At 59.8% G+C, this 22,585-nt stretch carries 26 protein-coding genes and 2 pseudogenes; 15 read left to right on the top strand and 13 right to left on the bottom strand.

The window, feature by feature from the left end; all coding sequences use genetic code 11:
• Positions 1-37 precede the first annotated feature (37 nt).
• Entirely contained in the window at positions 38-301 is a 264-nt protein-coding gene (locus tag LOY55_RS29635; protein ID WP_046030625.1) for a HigA family addiction module antitoxin, read from the top strand.
• 11 nt (positions 302-312) lie between these two features.
• Here LOY55_RS29635 and LOY55_RS29630 read toward each other — a convergent pair.
• From LOY55_RS29630 to LOY55_RS29620, 3 genes and pseudogenes are all read right to left on the bottom strand, one after another.
• Positions 313-704 (bottom strand): annotated as a pseudogene (locus LOY55_RS29630) (phage antirepressor protein); the annotation flags it as partial.
• Positions 703-1,008 carry an IS3 family transposase gene (locus LOY55_RS29625; protein ID WP_046033372.1) on the bottom strand — a complete coding sequence of 102 codons (306 nt, stop codon included), beginning with the start codon at positions 1,006-1,008 and terminating at the stop codon, positions 703-705. The gene LOY55_RS29625 and the pseudogene LOY55_RS29630, both read right to left, overlap by 2 nt.
• A gap of 111 nt (positions 1,009-1,119) precedes the next feature.
• On the bottom strand, positions 1,120-1,380 hold the full coding sequence (locus LOY55_RS29620; protein ID WP_046032213.1) for an accessory factor UbiK family protein: 261 nt from the start codon (positions 1,378-1,380) through the stop codon (positions 1,120-1,122).
• A 420-nt stretch (positions 1,381-1,800) separates the two neighbouring features.
• On the opposite strand from LOY55_RS29620, the gene glnK reads away from it, so the two are divergent.
• The 4 genes from glnK to sutA all read left to right on the top strand — a co-directional run bounded on the left by glnK (position 1,801) and on the right by sutA (position 4,579).
• Positions 1,801-2,139, top strand: a complete 339-nt coding sequence (gene glnK, locus LOY55_RS29615; RefSeq protein ID WP_002555808.1) for a P-II family nitrogen regulator — start codon at positions 1,801-1,803, stop codon at positions 2,137-2,139.
• 35 nt (positions 2,140-2,174) lie between these two features.
• Positions 2,175-3,512 (top strand): ammonium transporter, encoded by a 1,338-nt coding sequence (locus LOY55_RS29610; RefSeq protein WP_109785711.1) that lies wholly within the window; start codon positions 2,175-2,177, stop codon positions 3,510-3,512.
• Between the two features lie 214 nt (positions 3,513-3,726).
• Positions 3,727-4,152 (top strand): secondary thiamine-phosphate synthase enzyme YjbQ, encoded by a 426-nt coding sequence (locus LOY55_RS29605; protein ID WP_008030499.1) that lies wholly within the window; start codon positions 3,727-3,729, stop codon positions 4,150-4,152.
• A gap of 103 nt (positions 4,153-4,255) precedes the next feature.
• Positions 4,256-4,579, top strand: a complete 324-nt coding sequence (gene sutA, locus LOY55_RS29600; RefSeq protein WP_008050867.1) for a transcriptional regulator SutA — start codon at positions 4,256-4,258, stop codon at positions 4,577-4,579.
• A gap of 91 nt (positions 4,580-4,670) precedes the next feature.
• On the opposite strand, the gene LOY55_RS29595 is transcribed toward sutA, so the two are convergent.
• The 6 genes from LOY55_RS29595 to lptM are packed head-to-tail and all read right to left on the bottom strand — an operon-like array spanning position 4,671 to position 9,281.
• Positions 4,671-5,375, bottom strand: a complete 705-nt coding sequence (locus LOY55_RS29595) for an HAD family hydrolase (RefSeq protein ID WP_109785710.1) — start codon at positions 5,373-5,375, stop codon at positions 4,671-4,673.
• Complete coding sequence (gene xerC / locus LOY55_RS29590) at positions 5,372-6,271, bottom strand: tyrosine recombinase XerC (RefSeq protein WP_046032216.1); 900 nt, start codon at positions 6,269-6,271, stop codon at positions 5,372-5,374. Before xerC ends, LOY55_RS29595 begins: the two co-directional genes overlap by 4 nt.
• Positions 6,272-6,273: 2 nt before the next feature.
• Entirely contained in the window at positions 6,274-6,999 is a 726-nt protein-coding gene (locus LOY55_RS29585; protein WP_109785709.1) for a DUF484 family protein, read from the bottom strand.
• A 13-nt stretch (positions 7,000-7,012) separates the two neighbouring features.
• Positions 7,013-7,843 (bottom strand): diaminopimelate epimerase, encoded by an 831-nt coding sequence (dapF, locus tag LOY55_RS29580; RefSeq protein ID WP_046032218.1) that lies wholly within the window; start codon positions 7,841-7,843, stop codon positions 7,013-7,015.
• 4 nt (positions 7,844-7,847) lie between these two features.
• Entirely contained in the window at positions 7,848-9,095 is a 1,248-nt protein-coding gene (gene lysA / locus LOY55_RS29575) for a diaminopimelate decarboxylase (protein ID WP_046032219.1), read from the bottom strand.
• Between the two features lie 9 nt (positions 9,096-9,104).
• A complete protein-coding gene (lptM, locus tag LOY55_RS29570; protein ID WP_046032220.1) occupies positions 9,105-9,281 on the bottom strand; it encodes an LPS translocon maturation chaperone LptM in 177 nt (58 codons plus the stop codon).
• Between the two features lie 328 nt (positions 9,282-9,609).
• On the opposite strand from lptM, the gene cyaY reads away from it, so the two are divergent.
• The 3 genes from cyaY to rnk all read left to right on the top strand — a co-directional run bounded on the left by cyaY (position 9,610) and on the right by rnk (position 10,870).
• Entirely contained in the window at positions 9,610-9,942 is a 333-nt protein-coding gene (cyaY, locus tag LOY55_RS29565; protein ID WP_046032221.1) for an iron donor protein CyaY, read from the top strand.
• A gap of 4 nt (positions 9,943-9,946) precedes the next feature.
• Positions 9,947-10,165 (top strand): DUF1289 domain-containing protein, encoded by a 219-nt coding sequence (locus LOY55_RS29560; RefSeq protein ID WP_077431049.1) that lies wholly within the window; start codon positions 9,947-9,949, stop codon positions 10,163-10,165.
• 294 nt (positions 10,166-10,459) lie between these two features.
• The gene (rnk, locus tag LOY55_RS29555; RefSeq protein ID WP_046032222.1) at positions 10,460-10,870 is read left to right on the top strand and encodes a nucleoside diphosphate kinase regulator; all 411 of its coding nucleotides are present in this window, start codon (positions 10,460-10,462) and stop codon (positions 10,868-10,870) included.
• 6 nt (positions 10,871-10,876) lie between these two features.
• Here the strand turns inward: rnk and LOY55_RS29550 are convergent, their stop codons facing one another.
• From LOY55_RS29550 to LOY55_RS29540, 3 genes are all read right to left on the bottom strand, one after another.
• Positions 10,877-13,720, bottom strand: a complete 2,844-nt coding sequence (locus tag LOY55_RS29550; protein WP_223523021.1) for a class I adenylate cyclase — start codon at positions 13,718-13,720, stop codon at positions 10,877-10,879.
• 192 nt (positions 13,721-13,912) lie between these two features.
• Positions 13,913-14,158, bottom strand: a complete 246-nt coding sequence (locus tag LOY55_RS29545; protein ID WP_077431052.1) for a TIGR02647 family protein — start codon at positions 14,156-14,158, stop codon at positions 13,913-13,915.
• Between the two features lie 236 nt (positions 14,159-14,394).
• Complete coding sequence (locus LOY55_RS29540; protein WP_109785705.1) at positions 14,395-14,679, bottom strand: hypothetical protein; 285 nt, start codon at positions 14,677-14,679, stop codon at positions 14,395-14,397.
• Between the two features lie 124 nt (positions 14,680-14,803).
• On the opposite strand from LOY55_RS29540, the gene LOY55_RS29535 reads away from it, so the two are divergent.
• Entirely contained in the window at positions 14,804-15,463 is a 660-nt protein-coding gene (locus LOY55_RS29535) for a glutathione S-transferase family protein (protein WP_223523020.1), read from the top strand.
• Between the two features lie 92 nt (positions 15,464-15,555).
• Here the strand turns inward: LOY55_RS29535 and argH are convergent, their stop codons facing one another.
• Positions 15,556-16,950, bottom strand: coding sequence for an argininosuccinate lyase (argH, locus tag LOY55_RS29530; protein ID WP_109785703.1), 1,395 nt, complete (start codon positions 16,948-16,950; stop codon positions 15,556-15,558).
• Between the two features lie 335 nt (positions 16,951-17,285).
• Between argH and LOY55_RS31325 the strand changes: the two are divergent.
• From LOY55_RS31325 to LOY55_RS29500, 6 genes and pseudogenes are all read left to right on the top strand, one after another.
• Positions 17,286-17,411: pseudogene (locus tag LOY55_RS31325) on the top strand (sensor histidine kinase); the annotation flags it as partial.
• Positions 17,408-18,154, top strand: coding sequence for a LytTR family DNA-binding domain-containing protein (locus tag LOY55_RS29520; RefSeq protein WP_046032227.1), 747 nt, complete (start codon positions 17,408-17,410; stop codon positions 18,152-18,154). The pseudogene LOY55_RS31325 and the gene LOY55_RS29520, both read left to right, overlap by 4 nt.
• Before the next feature lie 139 nt (positions 18,155-18,293).
• Positions 18,294-19,235, top strand: coding sequence for a hydroxymethylbilane synthase (gene hemC, locus LOY55_RS29515; RefSeq protein WP_046032228.1), 942 nt, complete (start codon positions 18,294-18,296; stop codon positions 19,233-19,235).
• Complete coding sequence (locus tag LOY55_RS29510; RefSeq protein WP_109785702.1) at positions 19,232-19,999, top strand: uroporphyrinogen-III synthase; 768 nt, start codon at positions 19,232-19,234, stop codon at positions 19,997-19,999. Before hemC ends, LOY55_RS29510 begins: the two co-directional genes overlap by 4 nt.
• A gap of 16 nt (positions 20,000-20,015) precedes the next feature.
• On the top strand, positions 20,016-21,170 hold the full coding sequence (locus tag LOY55_RS29505) for a uroporphyrinogen-III C-methyltransferase (protein WP_109785701.1): 1,155 nt from the start codon (positions 20,016-20,018) through the stop codon (positions 21,168-21,170).
• Entirely contained in the window at positions 21,167-22,405 is a 1,239-nt protein-coding gene (locus tag LOY55_RS29500) for a heme biosynthesis protein HemY (RefSeq protein ID WP_046032231.1), read from the top strand. The genes LOY55_RS29505 and LOY55_RS29500 overlap by 4 nt, the downstream gene beginning before the upstream one ends.
• Positions 22,406-22,585: the final 180 nt, after the last annotated feature.

Below are 22,585 nucleotides of genomic sequence, written 5' to 3'. Positions count from 1 at the left end.
CTTATGATCACAGCAGATCAAACCCTCAGGAGGGGAAATGAACACAAATGGAATGCGGCCGATTCATCCCGGCGAAATCCTTGAGAAGGAGTTTCTTGAGCCGTGGGGTATTTCGGTGGCTGATCTTCAGGGCCGGGTGCGGATGTCCCCGTTTGAATTGCGTGAGTTGATGGCGCAGAACATCCGTGTCGGCCCTGAACTAGCCAAGAAGCTTTCCATTCACCTGAACACCACAATCGAATTCTGGCTGAATCTGCAATCGACCCACGATGTGCGGATCGCCGAAATTGGCCGTGGTTGAGCTTCGGAAGCTCAAAACGATTGGAGTACTCGCGAAGCACGCTTCCACCATGGTTCGTTCACTGCGCGGTGTGATCGTTCTTGGTCCGGTAGTACGTGTGGCACATCCTGCAACCGAATCCACGGCTGGTTATTCCAGTGCAGCAAACTCAATGACATCTGCGGCCAGTTCAGCAGGCTCAGGATCGGGCGTTCGGTTGAGGTGGGTTGTTGGGCGTCTCTTAGGGTTGGAACTACTTCGTGAGTCAGCCATTCGCGCAGACCGCGGTATTCGGGGCAGTAGGGTAGCTCAGTAATGCGTAGACGCCGGATTCGCTGATCAGCAGGGTGTTTTCGATGACGCCGTGGATGAGCATTCGTGCGGTTTGACGCTGGTCGGGGGCGAGCTTTCGGACGGTGCGATCATCGAAAACGATCGGGATCCGACATCAAGAGAGCGGTAGCCTTTTTTAGGATATCGGCTTCCATCTCCATGCGCTTGATCTTGGCTTTTAGTTCCTGGATCTGGCGCTGATCTTCGGTGATTGCCTTGGTGCCTTTGACTGGCTGCCCTTCACGTTCCTTACGAACCTGATCGACCCAGCGCCGTAAAGCGGTGGGCCCGATATCCAGCGATGCACAAACATCTGAAACCGGGCAGTTATCATCAAGCACCATGCTGGCAGCATGAAGCTTGAACTCGCGCGTATAGACCTTTCTTTCGTTCATGGAGCCTCCAAGTTGGCGAAATCATATCGCCCTTAAGAGGTGTCCGAAATTATTAGGCCAGTTCAAGCCCGCTCCCACAGGGGATCGCATTGCACAGGGGGGCTTGGGGCGTTACTCAGCCGGCGGATTCAGCTTCGCTTCAAGCTCCGCCACTTTCGCCTCAAGACTTTCCAGCCGTGCCCGGGTGCGTGCGAGTACAACCATCTGACTATCAAATTCTTCCCGGCTGACCAGGTCGAGCTTGCTGAAACCGCTCTGCAACAACGCCTTGAACTGGCTTTCGATTTCGCTTTTCGGCAGCGGGGTTTCGCCGCTGAAGAGGCGGGAGGCGGTGCCCGTCAGGGCGTCGAGGAAGTCTTTGGGCGCGAGCATGATGAGTGTCCTGGAAACAATGGCGGGCAGTGTATCACGCAGTGTCTATAGTCAATTTCGACTGGCAACCAGCGCACGCTTTTCGCGCATGCGGACGGACGGTGACGCACTGTTGTTGTGCGTTAGTTCCGGAGTAATTAAGGGCGGTGGCTTGCAGTATTGGCCAAGGGATTGAATTCAGTAGGTTTTGGCGAGATGGCAAGGTTTCTGCTTAGTGACTGTTAACCCATGCACTGATGCAGTCGCTGTGACGAATGCAGTGCGCCAGGCGAAACGGGGGAAGTGTTTCGTACGGGGTGGTTAGCTGGGGTCGGACGGGCATCCAAGGCCGACGATGCGTTACAAAGCCAGGCACTGCGCTTAGACTTGAGTCGGGTTTGTTTTCCTGGGGCAAGTCCACCAATTCGGGAGAGAGTTTTCATGAAGCTAGTCACTGCCATCATCAAGCCGTTCAAACTGGACGACGTACGCGAGTCGCTGTCCGAGATCGGCGTGCAGGGCATTACCGTTACTGAAGTCAAAGGCTTCGGTCGGCAGAAGGGTCACACCGAGCTGTATCGCGGCGCGGAGTACGTGGTCGATTTTCTGCCCAAGGTGAAGATCGATGTCGCCATTGATGACAAGGATCTGGACCGGGTTATCGAGGCGATAACCAAGGCCGCCAACACCGGCAAGATCGGTGACGGCAAGATCTTTGTGGTGAATCTGGAACAGGCGATTCGCATCCGTACCGGCGAAACCGATACCGACGCGATTTAAGCCGCCACAAACCCAACGCCCCAGGAGAAAACAATATGACTCTGCGTAAATTCGCAGGGCTTGGAGCCCTGTTGTCCATCGTAATGCCCGGCCTGGCTTTGGCGGCAGATCCGGTGGCACCTCCAGTCCTGAACTCCGGCGACACCGCCTGGATGCTGACCTCGACAGCCCTCGTGCTGTTCATGACCATTCCCGGCCTCGCGCTGTTCTACGGTGGCATGGTCCGGTCCAAAAACATTCTTTCCGTGATGATGCAGTGCTTCGCCATCACCGGTCTGGTCACTATCCTGTGGTTCCTTTATGGCTACAGCATGGCGTTTGACACGACAGGTATGGAAGCAGGCGTCGTCAACTACAACTCCTTTGTCGGCAGTCTCGCCAAGGCTTTCCTCGCCGGTATCACACCGTCGAGCATTACCGGGCCTGCAGCGCTGTTCCCTGAGGCGGTTTTCGTCACCTATCAGATGACCTTTGCGATCATCACCCCGGCGCTGATCGTCGGTGCGTTCGCTGAGAGGATGAAGTTCTCCGCGATGCTGGTCTTCATGGGCCTGTGGTTCACCGTGGTTTATGCGCCAATCGCGCACATGGTCTGGAGCGGTCCGGGTTCGCTGTTGGGCGATTGGGGCGTGCTGGACTTCGCCGGTGGCACCGTGGTGCACATCAACGCCGGTATTGCAGGGCTTGTAGCGTGCCTGGTACTGGGCAAGCGTAAAGGCTTCCCGAGCACTCCGATGGCTCCGCACAACCTCGGTTACACCCTGATGGGCGCGGCCATGTTGTGGGTCGGCTGGTTCGGCTTCAACGCCGGTTCCGCGGCTGCCGCCAACGGCACTGCCGGTATGGCGATGCTGGTTACCCAAATCGCAACCGCTGCCGCTGCACTGGGCTGGATGTTCGCCGAGTGGGTCACCCACGGCAAACCAAGCGCGCTGGGTATCGCCTCGGGTGTGGTCGCCGGTCTGGTGGCAATTACTCCGGCTGCCGGCACCGTCGGCCCGATGGGTTCGCTGATCATCGGTCTGGCAGCAGGCGTGGTGTGCTTCTTCTGCGCCACGACCCTGAAACGCAAACTCGGCTATGACGACTCCCTGGACGCCTTCGGTGTACACGGTATCGGCGGTATCCTCGGCGCGATCCTGACCGGTGTGTTCGCTGCACCGTCCCTGGGTGGCTTCGGCACCGTGACCGACATCGCCGCACAAGTGTGGATTCAGTGCAAAGGCGTAGGCTTCACCGTGATTTACACCGCCATCGCCACGTTCGTCATCCTCAAGGTAGTGGATGCGGTGATGGGCCTGCGGATCAACGAAGAAGAAGAAGCGGTGGGCATCGACCTGGCACTTCACAACGAACGCGGCTACAACGTGTAAGTACGCGTCTAAAAAACTTGCCCGGCTTGCCGGGCATTTTTTTGTCCGGAATTTGTCAGTGGAGGAGCTGCTGAAAGGTTTTTTCGTACACGTTCAGGTTTGTTTACGACGGGCGTTTTTCTGCGGCCAATGGCTTACATGATTGAAGGAATATTAGGGCCTTTGTTTTTTCCCAGAGCGCGCTAGAATGCGCCCCGAACGTGCGGAGAACTGTATGTGGCAACAGACTCTGATTACTCTGCGGGCAAGGCCCCGGGGCTTTCATCTGGTAACGGACGAGTTACTCGCCGGCCTGCCTGAACTCAAGGCGTGTCGGGTCGGTCTGTTGCATTTGTGGCTACAGCATACCTCGGCGTCGTTGACCATCAACGAGAACGCCGATCCGGCGGTACGTCGCGACTTCGAACGGTTTTTCAATCGTCTGATCCCACAAGGAACAGACGGCTATGAGCATAACGACGAAGGCCTGGACGACCTCCCGGCGCACTTCAAGGCCAGCGTGCTTGGCTGTCAGCTCAGTTTGCCGATCTCGGCAGGCCGACTGGCGTTGGGTACCTGGCAAGGCGTTTATCTGGGCGAGCACCGTGATTTTGGCGGTGCCCGTAAAGTCCTTGCCACCGTGCACGGTGAAGAGGCATGAACCGCTGGTCACCAGCGGTTATTGAATTTTTCCGGCGACTGTCGACAGACGGTAAAGCTGGGCTATAACTAATCTGCTTTTCGCAAGAGTCATGAGGTAGAACATGAGCGACGATGATCTGGAAAACGACGACCTCGAAGTAGGCGACGACGACGAAACCGAAGAAGGTCTGGAAGCAGCGGCCGAAGACGTCGCTGAAGACGATGGCGGTGATGCGCCCGTTCCGACTGCAAAAGGCAAAGCCAAGGCTGCGGTATCGGTCGATGAGCTGCCGAGCGTTGAAGCCAAAAACAAGGAGCGCGATGCTCTCGCGCGGGCCATGGAAGAGTTTTTGGCCAAGGGCGGCAAGGTGCAGGAAGTGGAGGCCAACGTGGTCGCCGATCCTCCCAAGAAGCCTGATAACAAGTACGGCAGCCGGCCTATCTAAGCGCCTGCCACTTGCTTGCTGAAAAAGCCCGCCGTCGCTGCGGGCTTTTTCATGGGTGGTACAAGTATCTTGGGCTGGTGTGATTTCCGGGTTAGTGTCGGGAGTTCCACAGGGCCAACAACGCCGGCAATTCAGTCAGGCTGCGAATCTGTGCATCCGGTGCCGTATCGGCTTCCCAGGCTTTTCCGGTCGGGTTGAACCAGATCGCTCGCATCCCCGCCTGCTGCGCGCCAGCAATGTCATCACCCGGATGATCGCCGATATGCACCGCCGTCTCGGGTGTAGCCCCTCCGCGTTGCAGTGCTTCATGAAACAGGCGTGCATCGGGTTTGGCGATGCCGATGTCTTCGGCGCACAAGGCAAACTTGAAGTAATCCGCCAGCCCTAATCGGCGCACATCGGCATTGCCATTGGTGACCACGCCCAAGGCGTAATGTTTGGCCAGCATCTGCAGCGTCGGCTCGACTTCGGGGAACACGTTGATCTGATGTCGCGCATGCAAAAACACTTCGAAGCTTTTATCGGCAAGATCGTTTGCCTGGTCATGGTCGTAACCGGCCTCTTCCAGTGCATGGAACAACACGCGGCGACGCAACGCGCTGATGCGGTGCTTGAGGCCTGGCTCATTGCCCAGGATTCGCTCGCGGATCGCCCACAAATGCTCCACCGGCACCGCTCCAAGGCTCGGCGCATGCTCGGTCAGCCATTCACGCAATACGGCTTCGGCGCTGAGGATCACCGGGGCGGTGTCCCACAAGGTGTCGTCGAGGTCGAAGGTGATCAATTGCAGGGTCATGAGTCGTCGCCTTTCATGCGTTTGGCCCGTGGATGGGCGCTGTCGTAAACCGTGGCCAGGTGCTGGAAGTCCAGGTGGGTGTAGATCTGGGTGGTCTTGATGTCCGAGTGGCCAAGTAATTCCTGCACCGCGCGCAGGTCCTGCGAGGACTCGAGCAAGTGGCTGGCAAAGGAGTGTCGCAGCATGTGCGGGTGCAGGTTTTGCCCCAGCTCGCGCTCGCCGGCAGCTTTGACCCGCACCTGAATGGCCCGGGGGCCGAGGCGCCGGCCTTGCTGGCTGACAAACACCGCGTCGTCCGCAGGGTTGGTCATGGCCCGCAACGGCAGCCACTGTTCCAGCGCTTCGCGAGCCTTTTTACCCACAGGCAGCAAGCGGGTCTTGCTGCCCTTGCCGAGCACTTGAACCATGCCATCGGCCAGATCCAGCTGATCCAGATTGAGCCCGGTCAGTTCGGAAAGGCGCAATCCCGAGGAATAGAACAACTCCAGAATGGCCTGGTCCCGTCGCGCCAGGAAATCATCCTCGACGGCGCCTTCCAGCAATTGCAGCGCGCGGTCGGTGTCGAGGGTTTTCGGCAGGCGACGCTCACCCTTGGGCGGCGCCAGACCGTTGGCCGGGTCGTGGTCGCAAAGGCCTTCGCGATTCAGATAGTGATACAGCCCGCGCACCGCCGATAACAGTCGCGCCAGGCTACGCGATGACTGGCCTTGTGCATGCAGGCGGGCGATCAGGCTACGCAGGCGCTGGATGTCCAGCGCGGCCCAGCTGTCGATGTTCTGTTTAGCGCACCAGCCAAGCACTTTGTCGAGGTCGCGGCGGTAGGCGTACAGCGTGTGAGGCGACACCTGCCGCTCACTGCGCAGGTGTTCGCAGTAAGCGTCCAGTTGCCTTTCCATGATCAGCGGACCGAGCGCAGGGAGCTGTTGACCCGTGGCAGCACGCGGCCCATGACTTCGGCGATGTAGCTCAGGAACAAGGTGCCCACCGAGCTTTTGTAGTGCTGCGGATCGCGGCTGGCGATGGCCAGGATGCCGTGGATGCCTTGATAGCTGATCGCGACGACGGCGGTCGAGCCGATCTGCTTGCGCTGTTCCTCGCCAAACAGGAAGTCCAGTTCGTGTTCACGCAGGCTGCCGCTGACGCTTTTGTCTTCCGAGAGCAAGCCACCGATGGCCGTTTGCGCCTCGGCGTGAGTCACCCAGCGGCCCACCGGCATCGGATTGTCACCCAGCAAAATCAGGCTGACGAAAGGCACCTGGAAGTCCTGGCGCAGGCTGTCTTCGACGCTGATCACCACGTCTTCCAGGCTGCTGGCGTCCATCAGCGCGAGAATCAGGCGGCGGGTCTTGTCGAAGAGGCGGTCGTTGTCGCGGGCGACGTCCATCAAGTGCGAAAGGCGATGGCGCAACTCGATGTTGCGATCGCGCAGGATGGTCATCTGGCGTTCGACCAGCGAGATGGTATCGCCACGTCGGTGCGGAATGCGCATGGCCGGGAGCAATTCTTCGTGTTCGACGAAGAAATCCGGATGAGCCTCCAGGTACGCGGCAATCGCCGCCGCCTCAAGGCTTTCGCTAGGGGCTTCGTCGGACTGCAGGGCGGGAACCTGGGGCTTGTCGGTCATGGGTTTAGCTCACTCAAAGACGCACTTGTCCTTCGTATACGCGTACTGCCGGGCCGGTCATCATGACCGGTTGGCCAGGGCCTGCCCATTCAATGGACAAGCGCCCGCCAGGCAGATCGATCAATAGCGGCGAATCCATCCACCCCTGGCTGATCGCGGCCACTGCGGCTGCGCAGGCACCGGTTCCACAGGCCTGGGTTTCCCCGGCACCGCGTTCCCAGACGCGCAACTGCGCGCGGCTGCGGTCGATGACCTGGAGAAAACCGACATTGACCCGCGCCGGAAAGCGCGGGTGATGTTCGATTTTCGGCCCCAGTTCATGCACCGGTGCATTGTTGACGTCGCTGACCCGCAGCACGGCATGGGGGTTGCCCATGGACACGGCGGCCAGTTCGACTGCACTGCCATCGACGTCGACCTGGTAGTTCAGCGCCTGTTCCGGGGCGACAAACGGGATGTCGGCCGGCACCAGGCGTGGTGCGCCCATGTTGACGCTGATCTGGCCGTCGCTGCGCACATCGAGCTCGATGATGCCGCTTTTGGTTTCGACGCGAATCAGCCGTTTTGCAGTCAGGCGCTTGTCGAGCACGAAGCGGGCGAAACAGCGCGCACCGTTGCCGCACTGTTCCACTTCAGAGCCATCGGAGTTGAAGATCCGATAACGGAAATCCACATCCGGGTTGCTCGGCGCTTCGACGATCAGCAGCTGGTCAAAACCGATGCCGGTGTGCCGATCGCCCCAAAGCTTGGCGTGCTTGGGCAGAATATGCGCGTGCTGGCTGACCAGGTCGAGGACCATGAAGTCGTTGCCCAGGCCGTGCATCTTGGTAAAACGCAGCAGCATGGGGTTACTCCGGCAGCAGGCTTTCGCCAGCAAACAACTCGGCTACCGTCTCACGGCGACGCACTTCAACTGCCTGATCACCGTCCACCAACACTTCAGCGGCACGGCCGCGGGTGTTGTAGTTGGAACTCATGACAAACCCATAGGCGCCGGCCGAATGCACAGCCAGCAGGTCGCCTTCTTCCAGGGCCAACTGACGATCCTTGGCCAGGAAGTCGCCGGTTTCGCAAATCGGGCCGACGATGTCGTAGGCACGAGGCGCAGTATCGCGAGGGCGCACGGCGGTCACGTCCATCCAGGCCTGGTACAGCGCCGGGCGGATCAAGTCGTTCATGGCGGCATCGACGATAGCGAAGTCTTTGTGTTCGGTGTGCTTGAGGTACTCGACCTGTGTCAGCAGCACGCCGGCGTTGGCCACGATGAAGCGACCAGGCTCGAACACCAGGGCCAGATCACGACCGTCGAGGCGCTCGCGCACGGCTTTGATGTAGTCGCCGGCCAATGGCGGTTCTTCGTCGCGATAACGCACGCCCAAACCACCACCGAGATCGATGTGGCGCAGGTAGATGCCGCAATCGCCGAGGCGATCGACCAGGCCCAGCAGGCGGTCGAGGGCATCGATGAACGGTGGCAGGGTGGTCAGTTGCGAACCAATGTGGCAATCGACACCGACGATTTCCAGGTTCGGCAACTGAGCGGCGCGGATGTACACGTCTTCGGCGTCAGCAATGGCGATGCCGAACTTGTTCTCTTTGAGACCGGTGGAAATATACGGGTGGGTGCCCGCATCGACGTCCGGGTTCACCCGCAGCGAGATCGGTGCGCGAACGCCCAGTTCGGCGGCGACCACTTGCAGACGCTCCAGCTCATCGGTGGATTCGACGTTGAAGCAGTGCACGCCGACTTCCAGGGCGCGACGCATGTCGTCACGGGTCTTGCCGACACCGGAGAACACGATCTTGTCGGCACTGCCGCCAGCGGCCAGAACACGTTCCAGTTCACCACGGGAGACGATGTCGAAACCGGCGCCCAAACGCGCCAGGACATTCAGCACGCCCAGGTTGGAGTTGGCCTTGACCGCAAAGCAGACCAGGTGCGGCATGCCCGCCAGCGCATCGGCGTAAGCCAGATATTGAGCTTCGATGTGCGCGCGAGAGTAGACGTAGGTCGGTGTGCCGAAACGTTCGGCGATGGCAGACAGCGCCACACCTTCCGCGAACAGCTCTCCGCCACGGTAATTAAAAGCGTCCATGGCGTTCCCTTATTGGTAGACGTCGTGCTTGTGTGCTTTGGAGGCAGGCTGCTGTTGCGAGGACTTGGCCTGTTCGACAGGGTCCTGGTCTTCGTCTGGCAGATACAGCGGGCCTTTTTGACCACAGGCCGACACAAGGCAGGCAACCGCGACGAGCGCAGCAAGGGAAGAGATCAGGCGCTTCATGGCGAAATCCTTGAAAATGCGTTAATTGCGCCGGAGTATACCGGCCACCCGGCAGCTTGCCTATGCGATGGGGCTCCCGTCCGGCGGGGCTTGGCTGATGCCGGCGGGCCAGGTGCAATCCTTGTGGGAGCAGGCTTGCCCGCGAAAGCGGTGGTCCGGTCAACAAAGATTTTGAATGGGCCGGCCCCTTCGCGGGCAAGCCCGCTCCCACAGGTACAGCGTTTGATGTACCTATGTCGGCCCTTGATCGTTATCCTTTGCAATCACCGGGGCTCGCCCGTATCTTGCGGCGCTTGAGCGTGAACAGACACTTTTTGAGGTTGCCGCAATGAGTTTGACTGAAGCCCGTTTCCACGATCTGGTCGATGCCACCCAGCAGACGCTGGAAGATATTTTCGACGAGAGTGGCCTGGATATTGATCTGGAAAGCTCGGCCGGTGTGCTGACCGTGAAGTTCGAAAACGGCAGCCAGTTGATCTTCAGCCGTCAGGAGCCCCTGCGTCAGCTGTGGCTGGCGGCGGTCTCCGGTGGTTTCCACTTCGACTACGACGAAGAGAGCGAGCGCTGGATGTGCGACAAGAGCGAAGAACAGTTGGGCGAAATGCTCGAGCGCATCGTCAAGCAGCAAGCTGACGTCGAACTCGATTTCGAAGGCCTGTGAAATCGTGACCCAGCCTGCGCCCGTTCGTCCGCCCAAACCGCTCTACAGCAATGTCAGCCCGGCGGTGCCTTCGCCGTGCAGCGGTGTGTGTCGGCTGGATGAGCAGAAGGTCTGCCTTGGGTGTTTTCGCCATGTCGAAGACATCCGCGAGTGGCGCTCGGCGGATGATGAACGTCGACGGGTTATCTGTGCCCAAGCCTCACAGCGCAAGACCGCCACCTGAAGCCTTCAAGCGACCTGTAGCAGCTGGCGAAGCCTGCGTTCGGCTGCGTAGCCGTCGTAAAACCTGAATGCTCGTTACTCCTGATACACCCTATCGCCTGATTCCACGACTGCTACGCAGCCGAACGCAGGCTTCGCCAGCGGCTACAAAGTGCTTGGTCGCACCTGACTTGTATATTTATTGAGCTGTGATAGTGTCCAGAAACGCCTCAACCCATCGAGGCTCGTGAAAACCCCGCCTTTTTCTGGCGGGGTTTTGCTTTTTCTGTGCAGAAGAAAGGAGTCTGCCTTAATCATGACCGCACCTTCCATCACCCTTACCCGTCTGGACGTCCAACGTCTGGAGCGCCTGATCGACAGCCTGGATGACACGCTGCCAGGCGTCATCGCGCTGCAAACCGAACTGGATCGCGCCGATACCCTGGTTGGTCACGATGAAGTGCCCGCCGATGTCGTGACCATGAATTCCCGTGTGCACTGCCGTGAAGAAAGCAGTGGCAAGGACTATCACCTGACCCTGGTTTACCCCAAGGATGCCAATGCCGACGAAGGCCGGATTTCCATTCTGGCGCCGGTGGGCAGTGCTTTGCTCGGTCTGAAAGTCGGTCAGCACATCGACTGGCCAGCGCCGGGCGGCAAGACCCTCAAACTGACGTTGCTGGAAGTTGAATCCCAGCCTGCCAATGGCGGCGACTTCCCGGAATAACGCCCCTCAGACCTGTTCGAGTGCCTCGTTCAACGAGCGCTCCAGGTCAGCCTTGTAGCGCAGGTACAAATTGCTTGAACTCTGTTCGTCACCGGGCAGGCCCGAAAGGTCCAGGTCGGTGATGTAGCAGCGATAGCGTTCGGTTTCGCGACGCTGCTCGACGATTTCTTGTGCAACCACGCTGAACAGTTGGTCGCCATGTTCCAGTTCTGAAAACTCTCGTTGATTGCAATACAACGTCACCTGCACCTTTCCCGGTGCGGCTTTGCCGATGATCGCCTGGACGTCGTAGAACGGTTTGTTGACCGGCGTTTGCGGCGCGGGCCGCGCTTCGACCCGACGCGCTCGTCCGGGGCCGGAAGGCAGCAGTTGGTAATACAAGGTGTCGAGGCTCAAGGGCTGGGCCGCGTCCATCGGCAACAAGGCATCGCGTCGGTACTGAATCGATTGCAGGAAGCGTTGCAGTGGCACCAGCAGGCTTTGTTCATCGTGATAAGGCAAGCGTTGTTGCCACAGCGCATTGAATTCATCGAGGACATACAAGTCGGCCTGGTCTTCGTTGATTCGGTAGAACACTTGGATGCACTCGGGTTGCCCCATCGGCAGAAGCAGTGCCAGGTCGTGGTCTTCCAGTGCCATCGGGTCCAGGTGCAGCGGGCTGTACGCTGTCAGTTCCTCGCCCAGGTAATCGATCAGTGCCGGCAAGGTGGCGAGGGCAACGTGATTGACCTGGCCGGGCACCAGCTCAAGCACGTGGTAGTGCTGCTGGACCTGAATCAGGTAACGGTGATTGAGATTGCTCAATAACAGGTTTTGCGCTGTATCGAGGACCTCTTCGACGCGTCGCGCAATGAACTGCGCGCGGTTGTGACAGAAACAGCGAACCCGCAATCGAGGCTGCGCCAACCCGCTTGGAAGGTTGTTGAGGTAAGCGCGCAGGCAGTCGAGCAGGGCATGAGGGCCGTCGTAGCGGCTGACCAGCACTTCGTTCCAGCTGTTGAGCGTGACCTGGTCCAGCGTCAGCACCAGGTTTTCGCGCACCCCGGCGTAGCTCAACGAGTCGGTGCGCTCGGTGGTCATCAGGATGTTCAGATCGCGATGATGCTTGAGCGGGTCGACGCCAACGTTCACCAGAATCAACACCTCGCTCGGTACGCTGGCGCGCAGCAACGTCTCTTCTGCAACGGTGGCCAGGGGGAGCGCAATGCTCTGTTGCAGGCTACCGAGCAGGTTGAACAGTTCGAACTCGCTCAAGTCGCTGGCGCCAGGGTGCAGGGCGAGCCGCGTGCTGCTGTCGATCACGCCATTGCGGTGGCACCAGGTGAGTAATTCAAGCAATTGGCGGCTGCGCTTTATCGGCGCGAAATGCTCCCACTCTTGAGCGGTCAGGCTGCCGTTGTACAAACCCCACTGGGTTTGCCCCGGCTCTTTCTTGTTGGGCGCCTGCACCAGTGTCAGGGTGTCTTCGGCCAAGTCCGGGGCGATGCCCGGGTTGATGAACTCGACCTTGTCGGCCTTGCGCTCGAAGGCCGCGTATAGCCGTCGACCCAGCACGTTGAGGTCGCGCTTGTTGATCAGGCTGACAGTTTGTTCGCTGCGGGCGAACTGAGTCAGGAAGCGGTAGCTGTAGTTCAGCTCGTTGACCAGAGCACGGCGTTCAGCGCTGACCTGGCGGACTTTCCACTGGCTGCGGCTATCAAGCAGCGCCAGTTGCCGTTGATCCCAGCCCCATTCTTGAGCCAGCCGCTCCAGCAGTGAACGCTGCCAGCTCTGAGCGCGGCTGCTGCCGGTGAGTTTGCGATTGACCTTCAGGTACAGGGCGCGCCGCACCAATTCCAGCCGTTCCGGTTCGCCCCGGGCCGTGAGGTATTCCTCGATGCGCCGGTAGACCACGATATAAGGGTCCAGCTCGTCGAGGTCCAGTTGATTGGCGAACACGGCTTGTTTGAAACGCAGGCTCAGGCAATGAACCTCGGGGTGTTCGCTGGCGTAGACCTCGGTCAGTAGCAGCTTGAGCACGGACTTGTAGGGGGACTCGATGCCCTTGAACAACTGCCAGAGGCCGGCGCCAATGAATTCACCGGGCGGAATGTAGGCCAAATGCCCGAGGTCCAGGCTTTCGTCGGCGCGGATGAAGCGTTTGGACAGGAGCGTGTGGGTGTACCGGTCGTAGGCGGATTCGTCGTAGACCGGCACCAGCCACCAGATTGGCGTACGACCTGCCAGCCAGATCGCAGTGCGGTAGAACTCGTCCAGCAGCAAGTAATGCTGGGTGGTGCCGCAGTCTTCGGAGCTCAACTGGGTATCGCGCTCGCCGAGCACGAAGCGCGTCGGGTCGATCAGGAAGAAATGCGCCTCGGCGCCCAGGCTCGTGGCCCAGACCTCCAGCAGTTGGCACTTTTTACGCAGCTCCGCGAGTTCGCTTTCGCTGAGGTCCGGTGCATGGCACACCCAGACGTCCATGTCGCTCTGATCGGCTTGAGCCAGCGTACCAAGGCTGCCCATCAGGAACAGGCCGTGGATCGGTCGCGGCGGGTTGCTGCCATGGCGCGGCTTGTAAGAAAACGAGCGGGTCAGGCGTTGGGCTTCAGCGAGGGCATTGGCGTCGGGCTCGAAGTTCGACAGTCCGGCCGGCGTGCTGCCGGACACATACCCTGGCAACAACGGATGATTCACGTGGAAAAACAGCGGCAGCAGCGTCAGTACTGTTTGCTGGCGGGTCGACAACCCCTCCATGGCACGGGCCATGCGGCCTTCATTGAGTTTTAGAAAGCGGGCGCGCAGTTGGCTGAGAACCTTGCGGTCGATTCCCTCGTCCAGATCGGGGCGGATTTCATGGTTGCGGGTCATGTCAGCTCAAACCGGCTCGCGAGGCTCGGACGTGGGGTCGGCGGATGAGGGGCAGTTTAGCGCCTCGGGCCTGGCACTTTTAAGCTGATTTTGGATTTTGACGTCAGATTTATATCGCGGGTTGATGGCGACTCAGCAAGTTTGCCCGCGGAAATCCCGTCGCAGGGGTTTCCGTGGGCGATGCGGTGATCTTCAGGCTGTTTCTGCGACACTCAGAATGGTCAGTACTGTTTGCACATTTTGTGCGGCATCACGCCCCAGGCTGGTCAGGTAACCGCCATCGGGCTGGTCGATCAGTTCCTTTTCATGCAGGCGTTTGGCGGCGGCGATGTGTTTCGGGGCAGCGGTCTGATGAATTTTCAAACCTTCCTGGGAACTGTCCAGGTTGAAGAGTGCGAGGACTTCCAGTTCGGCAACCAACTCAGGGGTAAGCGACATAAGGACTCCAGACTTTCTAGGAATTGGACGACAGCGCCCCTAAGGTGAGCCCACTTGTGCGGCATGTCCAGTGCTCGCGACAGGGATTTTTCGCCTCGGGAAGCATTCCCCGGCAGGAGGTGCGGCAGCGGGGTGCTGTAGGAGCAAGGCTTGCCCGCGATTGCCGCGCCGCGACCTGTCAGACGGATCGTGCCATCGTTCATCGCGGGCAAGCCTTGCTCCTACCGGTTTCTGACTTACTTCTTTTCCGGCGGCAGTTCTGGTAGCGCGCGCAGTGCCGCTTCGTACCATTCTGTGTTGAACGCGCGGTCTTCTTCGAGGATCGCGTCGATTTCTACCGCTAAAACGTGGGCCATCAGGTTGAGAATTTCTTCCCGCTCGTAACCCACCAGGGTCAACTTGTTGAACGTTGCCTTGGCTGCAGGCGGGTTATCGCTTTCGATCTGGTTTTCGATGGCTTCGATCAGGGTGTTTTCGGTGAACTCTTCTTCGTCGTTATCGATGTCTGTCGGCTCGCTCATGGCAGGCTCCTCAAGTTAAGGCGGCCAGTTTACCTGCATTCAGCGCTGTGATGCTGCTGGCAAGAATCGCTGCGACGTTCTATAAAACAGGACTGCCAACCCCGCACGGCCTGGAGGCTTTGTGATGCTCAAGCTTTATGGATTTTCCGTCAGCAACTACTACAACATGGTCAAACTGGCGCTGCTCGAGAAGGGACTGCCGTTCGAAGAAGTGGCGTTTTATGGCGGCACTACCCCGCAAGCACTGGCCATCAGCCCGCGCGGTAAAGTGCCGGTGCTGCACACCGAGCACGGTTTTATCAATGAAACCGCGGTGATTCTCGAATACATCGAGCAGAGCCAGCAAGGCACGCCGCTGCTCCCAAGCGATCCTTTCGAGCGTGCGCAAACCCTGGCGCTGGCCAAGGAAATCGAGCTGTACATCGAGTTGCCGGCGCGCATGTGCTACGGCGAGGCGTTTTTTGGCGTGCAGATACCAGAGGCGATCAAGGAGCGGACCAAAGCCGAGCTGTTGCTGGGTTTTGCCTCGTTGGCCCGGCACGGCAAATTCGCCCCGTATGTGGCGGGCGACAGCTTGAGCGTGGCGGATTTGTATTTCCTTTATAGCGTGCCGCTGGCCAGTGCCGTGGGGCAGAAGCTGTTTGGTATCGATCTGTTGGCAGAAATGCCGGAGGCAAAAGCGCTGTTGCAGCGGCTTGAGCAGAATCCGCATGTGCAGAAGATTGCAGCGGACAAGGAAGCGGCAATGCCGGCGTTTTTGGCGATGGTCGCGACCAAGAAGTGAGTTTTTAGTGCTCTGAAGTCAGTCGTCGCGAGCAGGCTTACTCCTACAATGGAATGCGTTCCCCTGTAGGAGTGAGCCTGCTTGCGATGCTTTTAGCGGCTAGCCAAAAGTGCCTGACCGCGCGCAACAGCGGCCTTTACCTGCGTCGGTGCAGTGCCGCCGATATGGTTGCGAGCGTTCACCGAACCTTCCAGCGTCAACACCGCAAATACGTCCTGATCGATCTGGTCGCTGAATTTACGCAGCTCTTCCAGGCTCATTTCCGCCAGATCCTTACCGCTTTCCACGCCATACTTCACGGCGTGGCCAACGATTTCGTGGCAGTCGCGGAACGGCAGGCCACGGCGTACCAGGTAGTCAGCCAGGTCGGTGGCGGTGGAGAAACCGCGCAACGCTGCTTCGCGCATCATTGCGTGCTTGGGTTTGATGGCCGGGATCATGTCGGCAAAGGCGCGCAACGAATCGCGCAGGGTATCGGCGGCATCGAACAGCGGCTCTTTGTCTTCCTGGTTGTCCTTGTTGTAGGCCAGCGGCTGGCCCTTCATCAAGGTCAGCAGGCCCATCAGAGCGCCGAAGACGCGGCCGGACTTGCCACGAACCAGTTCCGGTACGTCAGGGTTTTTCTTTTGCGGCATGATCGAACTGCCAGTGCAGAAGCGGTCCGGCAGATCAATGAACTGGAACTGCGCGCTGGTCCACAGCACCAGCTCTTCGGAGAAGCGCGACAAGTGCATCATCGCGATGCTTGCCGCCGAGCAGAACTCGATGGCGAAGTCACGATCGGACACGTTGTCCAGCGAGTTGCCGCCAACGGCGTCGAAGCCCAGCAGCTGCGCGGTGTATTCGCGGTCGATCGGGTAGGTGGTGCCGGCCAACGCGGCGCTGCCCAATGGCATGCGGTTGGTGCGTTTGCGGCAGTCGACCAGGCGCTCATAGTCGCGGCTGAGCATTTCGAACCAGGCCAGCATGTGGTGCCCGAAGGTCACTGGCTGCGCGGTTTGCAGGTGAGTGAAGCCCGGCATGATGCTGCCTGCCTCGCGCTCGGCCTGTTCCAGCAAGCCTTTTTGCAGGCGGGTGATTTCGGCGAGGATCAGATCGATCTCGTCACGCAGCCACAGGCGGATGTCGGTGGCGACCTGGTCGTTACGACTACGGCCGGTGTGCAGTTTCTTGCCGGTGACGCCGATGCGGTCGGTCAGGCGTGCCTCGATGTTCATGTGCACGTCTTCGAGGTCGATGCGCCAGTCGAACTGGCCGGCCTCGATTTCGCCCTGAATGGTGTTCAGGCCATCGATGATGCTGTCGCGCTCGGCATCGGTCAGCACGCCGACCTTGGCCAGCATGGTGGCGTGGGCGATCGAGCCCATGATGTCGTGGCGATACAGGCGCTGGTCGAAAGTGACGGAGGCGGTGAAGCGGGCGACGAAGGCGTCGACGGGTTCACTGAAGCGGCCGCCCCAGGACTGATTGGTCTTGTCAGTGCTCATGAATTCGCTCGTATCGGCTGGAGAAAAGTGACGTTGGAAGCTGTCGCGGATAATAACAGGGTTGCCAATCCTGTCGCTGACACTGGTCGATACGTTTTTTCTTATACCTCGGTCCATACTCAAGGTGAGAGTTTGGAAAATTGCGCAACGATATTTTTCAATTGAGCAATAACGTCCCGGCAACCGTCTACAGTTGGACAGTAGGAACTGCGCACTTCTCGGTGCGGCCACTGACTATAAGAAGAGGGGGTGTTCATATTGTGTATCGGAAAACCCACGGCGATATCTCGCCAACGCGGGCCAGAGCCTCCAGTCACGCGGCAGTTGAAAATTTAGCCGCCGATCTCGCGGCACTTTTTGGCCCTCGCGCTAGTCTTAGCGTGGATCGCGGTGACGGACGTCACTTCACCTGTCTACGCTATCCTTGTGCGAGACTCACGCAGGAATCCAGCGCAATATGAATGTCCTGATCGTTGATGACGAACCCCTGGCCCGCGAGCGCCTGAGCCGAATGGTCGGTGAACTCGAGGGATACAGTGTCCTGGAGCCTAGCGCCACGAACGGCGAAGAGGCGTTGGCACTGATCGACAGCCACAAACCGGATATCGTGTTGCTCGATATCCGCATGCCAGGCCTTGATGGCCTGCAAGTGGCTGCGCGGTTGTGCGAACGCGAAACTCCGCCCGCTGTGGTGTTTTGTGCAGGACCCGATGAATTTGCCGTGGAAGCCTTACAGGCCAGCGCCGTAGGCTATGTGGTGAAACCCGTGCGTACTGAACATCTTCACGAAGCATTAAAGAAAGCCGAGCGCCCCAATCGCCTCCAGCTCGCCGCCCTGACTCGCCCCGCCGCCGAAAGTGGCAGCGGTCCCCGCAGTCATATCAGCGCGCGAACCCGCAAAGGCATCGAGCTGATCCCGTTGGATCAGGTGGTCTACTTCATTGCCGATCACAAATACGTGACCCTGCGCCACGAAGGTGGCGAGGTGTTGCTGGATGAACCGCTCAAGGCCCTTGAGGATGAGTTCGGCGACCGATTCGTGCGTATTCACCGCAACGCTCTGGTCGCCCGCGAACGTATCGAGCGCTTGCAACGCACGCCTCTGGGGCATTTCCAGCTGTTTCTCAAAGGCCTGAACGGTGATGCATTGATCGTCAGTCGGCGCCATGTGGCCGGCGTGCGCAAAATGATGCAGCAGCTTTAACTCGCCGTTCGCAGGCGGGTTGCATCGCTGATTGCGGACAATCCCGGGCCAGGGAGGCCACGCAGTATCTGATACAAGTCAAAGTGGATTTGGTTGAGCTGTTATTATCCGCCGTATCTATTTCAGTACGGATTGATCCATGTCCTCTCGCGAAATCCGCATCGCCACCCGCAAAAGCGCCCTGGCCCTATGGCAGGCCGAATACGTCAAAGCCCGTCTGGAAGAGGCCCATCCTGGCCTGCTCGTGACGTTGGTGCCCATGGTCAGTCGCGGCGACAAGTTGCTGGACTCTCCGCTGTCGAAAATCGGCGGCAAGGGTTTGTTCGTCAAAGAACTGGAAACCGCGCTGCTGGAAAATGAAGCCGACATCGCTGTGCACTCCATGAAAGACGTGCCGATGGACTTCCCCGAAGGGCTCGGCCTGTTTTGCATCTGTGAGCGCGAAGACCCTCGCGATGCTTTCGTCTCAAACACGTACGCCAGCCTGGATGAATTGCCCCCGGGCAGTATCGTCGGCACGTCCAGCCTGCGCCGTCAGGCCCAGTTGCTCACCCGTCGTCCGGACCTGGAAATCCGTTTCCTGCGTGGCAACGTCAATACGCGCCTGGCCAAGCTCGATGCCGGTGAATACGACGCCATCATCCTTGCCGCGGCGGGCTTGATTCGCCTGGGCTTCGAAGACCGTATTACGTCGGCGATCAGCGTCGACGACAGCTTGCCTGCTGGTGGACAAGGCGCAGTCGGTATCGAATGCCGCACAGCCGACAGCGAAATTCACACCTTGCTGGCACCGTTGCACCATCAGGACACCGCCACTCGCGTGACGGCCGAACGTGCCCTCAACAAACACTTGAACGGCGGCTGCCAGGTCCCCATCGCCTGCTATGCCGTGCTTGAAGGTGAGCAGGTCTGGTTGCGTGGCCTGGTCGGAGATCCAAACGGTGGCCTGTTGCTCAGCGCCGAGGGCCGTGCGCCACGTGCAGATGCCGAAACCCTGGGTGTGAAAGTCGCCGAGGATCTTCTGAGTCAGGGCGCCAACGACATTCTGAAAGCGGTCTACGGCGAGGCAGGTCACGAGTGACAGGTTGGCGCCTGCTGCTGACGCGCCCTGCGGATGAGTCAGCGGCGCTGAGCCATGCGTTGGCCGAAGCGGGGATTTTCAGCAGCTGCTTGCCGCTTTTGGAAATCGGTCCGATTGCTGTCTCTGACACCATGCGCGAGGTGATCCGGAAACTGGATCGCTTCAGCGCGGTAATTGTCGTCAGCAAACCGGCTGCCAGAATCGGCGTCGACCTGCTCGGCCAATTCTGGCCTCGGCCACCGTCACTGAAGTGGTTCAGCGTAGGCGCAGCCACCGCACAGATCCTCGATGAAAGTGGTCTGGATGTGAGCTTCCCGGCGGAGGGTGACGACAGTGAAGCCTTGCTTGAACTTGCTACTTTGCGCGAGGCTATTGCCGGGCCTGAACCGCGGGTGCTGATCATGCGCGGGGAGGGTGGTCGCGAGCTACTGGCTGAGCGTTTGCGCGAGCTTGGTGCTAGTGTCGAGTATCTGGAGTTGTACCGTCGCAGATTGCCTGAATACCCGGCTGCGGAGCTGGTCGAGCGGGTCCGGGCGGAACGCTTGAACGGGCTGGTGGTCAGCAGTGGGCAAGGTTTTGAGCACCTGCATCAACTGGCCGGCGATGCCTGGCCACAGTTGGCGCGGTTGCCGTTGTTTGTTCCAAGCCCCAGGGTCGCCGAGCTGGCACGCGCTGCCGGGGCCCAAACAGTTGTGGATTGTCGCGGCGCCAGTGCCGCGGCTTTGCTGGCGGCGTTGCGGGAGCATCCCGAACCCGTTCTCTAATGCAAAGGATGGATACGTGAGCGAAACTGCCTTGCCTAAAGATGACGACCAGCCAGTGCGTGATGCACAGGTTGAAACTCCGGTTGAAACGGCGCCACCTGCTGACGTGCAGCGCCGAGGCAATGGGCTGGCAATCGTCGCACTGCTGCTGGGTGCTGCCGGGGTCGCCGTGGGCGGTTGGGGTGTCTGGCAGGTGCGTCACCTGCAAGCCAATAACCAGCAACAACTGGCTCAGGTGCAGGCGCTGAACGATCAGGCGCAAAGCCTCAAGCTCAACGAGCAGCGCATTACTGCACGGCTGGAGCAGTTGCCTGCCGTCGATGAGCTGCAAGCGCGCAGCCGCCTGGTGACGCAGTTGCAGGGTGATCAACAACGCCTGAACCAGCGACTTGAAACCATCCTCGGTGCCAGCCGCAAAGATTGGCGCCTGGCCGAGGCCGAGCATTTGCTGCGTCTGGCCAGCCTGCGACTCTCGGCATTGCAAGACATCAGCAGCGCCCAGGCGTTGGTGCAGGGTGCCGACGATATTCTTCGTGAACAGAACGATCCGGGCTCTTTTGCCGCTCGCGAGCAAGTGGCCAAAACCCTGGTGGCGTTGCGCAGCACCGAGCAACCGGATCGCACCGGGTTGTTCCTGAGACTGGGCGCTTTGCGTGATCAGGTGATTGACCTCACCGAACTGGCGCCCGAGTACAAGGACCGGGGTGAATCACTGCTGGGCCTGACCGCCGATGGTGACGGTGCCAGTCGCTGGGCGCAGTGGTGGGATCAGATCTCCCGCTACATCCGCATCGACTTCAATGCTGACAAAAATGTGCGTCCATTGTTGGCCGGGCAGAGCCTGAGCCAGGTGCGCCTGGCCCTGAGCCTGGCGCTGGAGCAGGCGCAATGGGCCGCGCTCAATGGTCAGGCTGCGGTTTACACCCAGGCGCTGGCGGAAGCGCGGGATGTGTTGACCGGCAACTTCAATCCGGACAACCCCCAGAGCAAAGTGATGCTTGAGCAGGTTGGCGAGTTGAGCAAACAACGGGTCACCGTGGTGACGCCGGACCTGACCGGCACGCTGAGCGCGGTTCAGGGGTATCTGGAGCGGCGTAACGTCAACGCCGAGGACTCGATCAAGCCGATGGCTAAACCTGCCGCAGGTACCGCTCAGGAAGCAACGCCATGAAACGTCTCTATGTGATCGTGTTCCTGGTGATCGCCGCGGCCGCCGCGCTAGGGTTGGCGATTGCCGAACATGCCGGTTACGTGCTGATTGCCTACAAAAGTTTTCGTTATGAATCGAGCCTGTGGGCGACGCTGGCGTTGGTCGCGGTCCTGTGGCTGCTGTTTTGGGGCATCAAGGTGCTGGTTGAGCTGGTGATGACGTCCAGTGGCGTGGTCAATCCCTGGTCGAACCGAAATCGCAGCCGCCGCGTGCAAGTGGCGATAGAACACGGTCAGCTGGATTTGGCGGAAGGTCGCTGGGCAAGTGCGCAGCGTCATTTGCAACGGGCTGCGGAGGCCGAACGCCAACCGCTGCTTTACTACCTCGGCGCGGCTCGCGCCGCGAACGAACAAGGTCACTACGAAGAAAGCGACAATCTGCTGGAGCGTGCACTGGAGCGCCAGCCGCAGGCCGAACTGGCGATCGCCTTGAACCATGCACAATTGCAGACTGACCGGGGCGATACCGACGGTGCGCTGGCGGCCCTTCAAGCCATGCATGAGCGTCATCCGCACAACGCGCAGATGCTGCGACAGCTACAGCGTCTGCTTCAGCAGCGTGGCGACTGGTCGGCGGTGATTCGCCTGTTGCCCGAGCTGCGCAAGGATAAAGTCCTGCCGCCCGCTGAACTGGCTGAACTGGAGCGTCGTGCGTGGGGTGAAAACCTGTCCCTGGCGGCGCATCGGGAAGACGATGGCAAGGTTGGTCTGCAATCGCTCAACCGCGCCTGGCAGCAGCTCACTTCGGCTCAGCGTCAGGAACCTCAGCTGGTGCTGGCGTATGCCGAGCAATTGCGGCAGCTGGGCGCGCAGGTCGAAGCGGAAGAGGTTTTGCGCACGACCCTCAAACGTAAATACGACAGTCATCTGGCGCGTCTTTACGGACTGGTTCGCGGCAGCGATCCGGCTCGGCAGTTGCAAACGGCTGAGGGCTGGCTCAAGGATCATCCGGCCGACCCAAGCCTGTTGCTGACACTGGGTCGCTTGTGTCTGCAAAACAGCCTTTGGGGCAAGGCGCGTGATTACCTGGAAAGCAGCCTGCGGGTTCAGCGTAACCCGGAAGCCTGCGCGGAACTGGCGCGGCTACTGGCACAGCTCGGTGACACGCAACGCAGTAATCAGCTGTTTCAGGAAGGCCTGGGCATGCTCGATGAGCGCCTGCTGGCAGCACCGCTGCCGACGTTGGCTCACGCTTGAAGTCTTGGGCAAGGGGCGCTCGAAAGGGCGATCCGCATGCTCAAAATTCTTCTGGTGTTTGGCTTTGTAGTCTTTGATCGGCCTTGTCCTACATGGGACTACACCAATTCCTCTCGACGCCGTCGGGAATTCCCTACGCTTCTGGTGAAGTGTCCGTGCAGACCTGCCTTGAAAGGCCGG

Source organism: Pseudomonas sp. B21-040 (assembly GCF_024748695.1).
Classification (GTDB): domain Bacteria; phylum Pseudomonadota; class Gammaproteobacteria; order Pseudomonadales; family Pseudomonadaceae; genus Aquipseudomonas.
The sequence above is the reverse complement of the archived record's forward strand: the minus strand, read 5'-3'. Positions and strand labels throughout refer to the sequence as shown.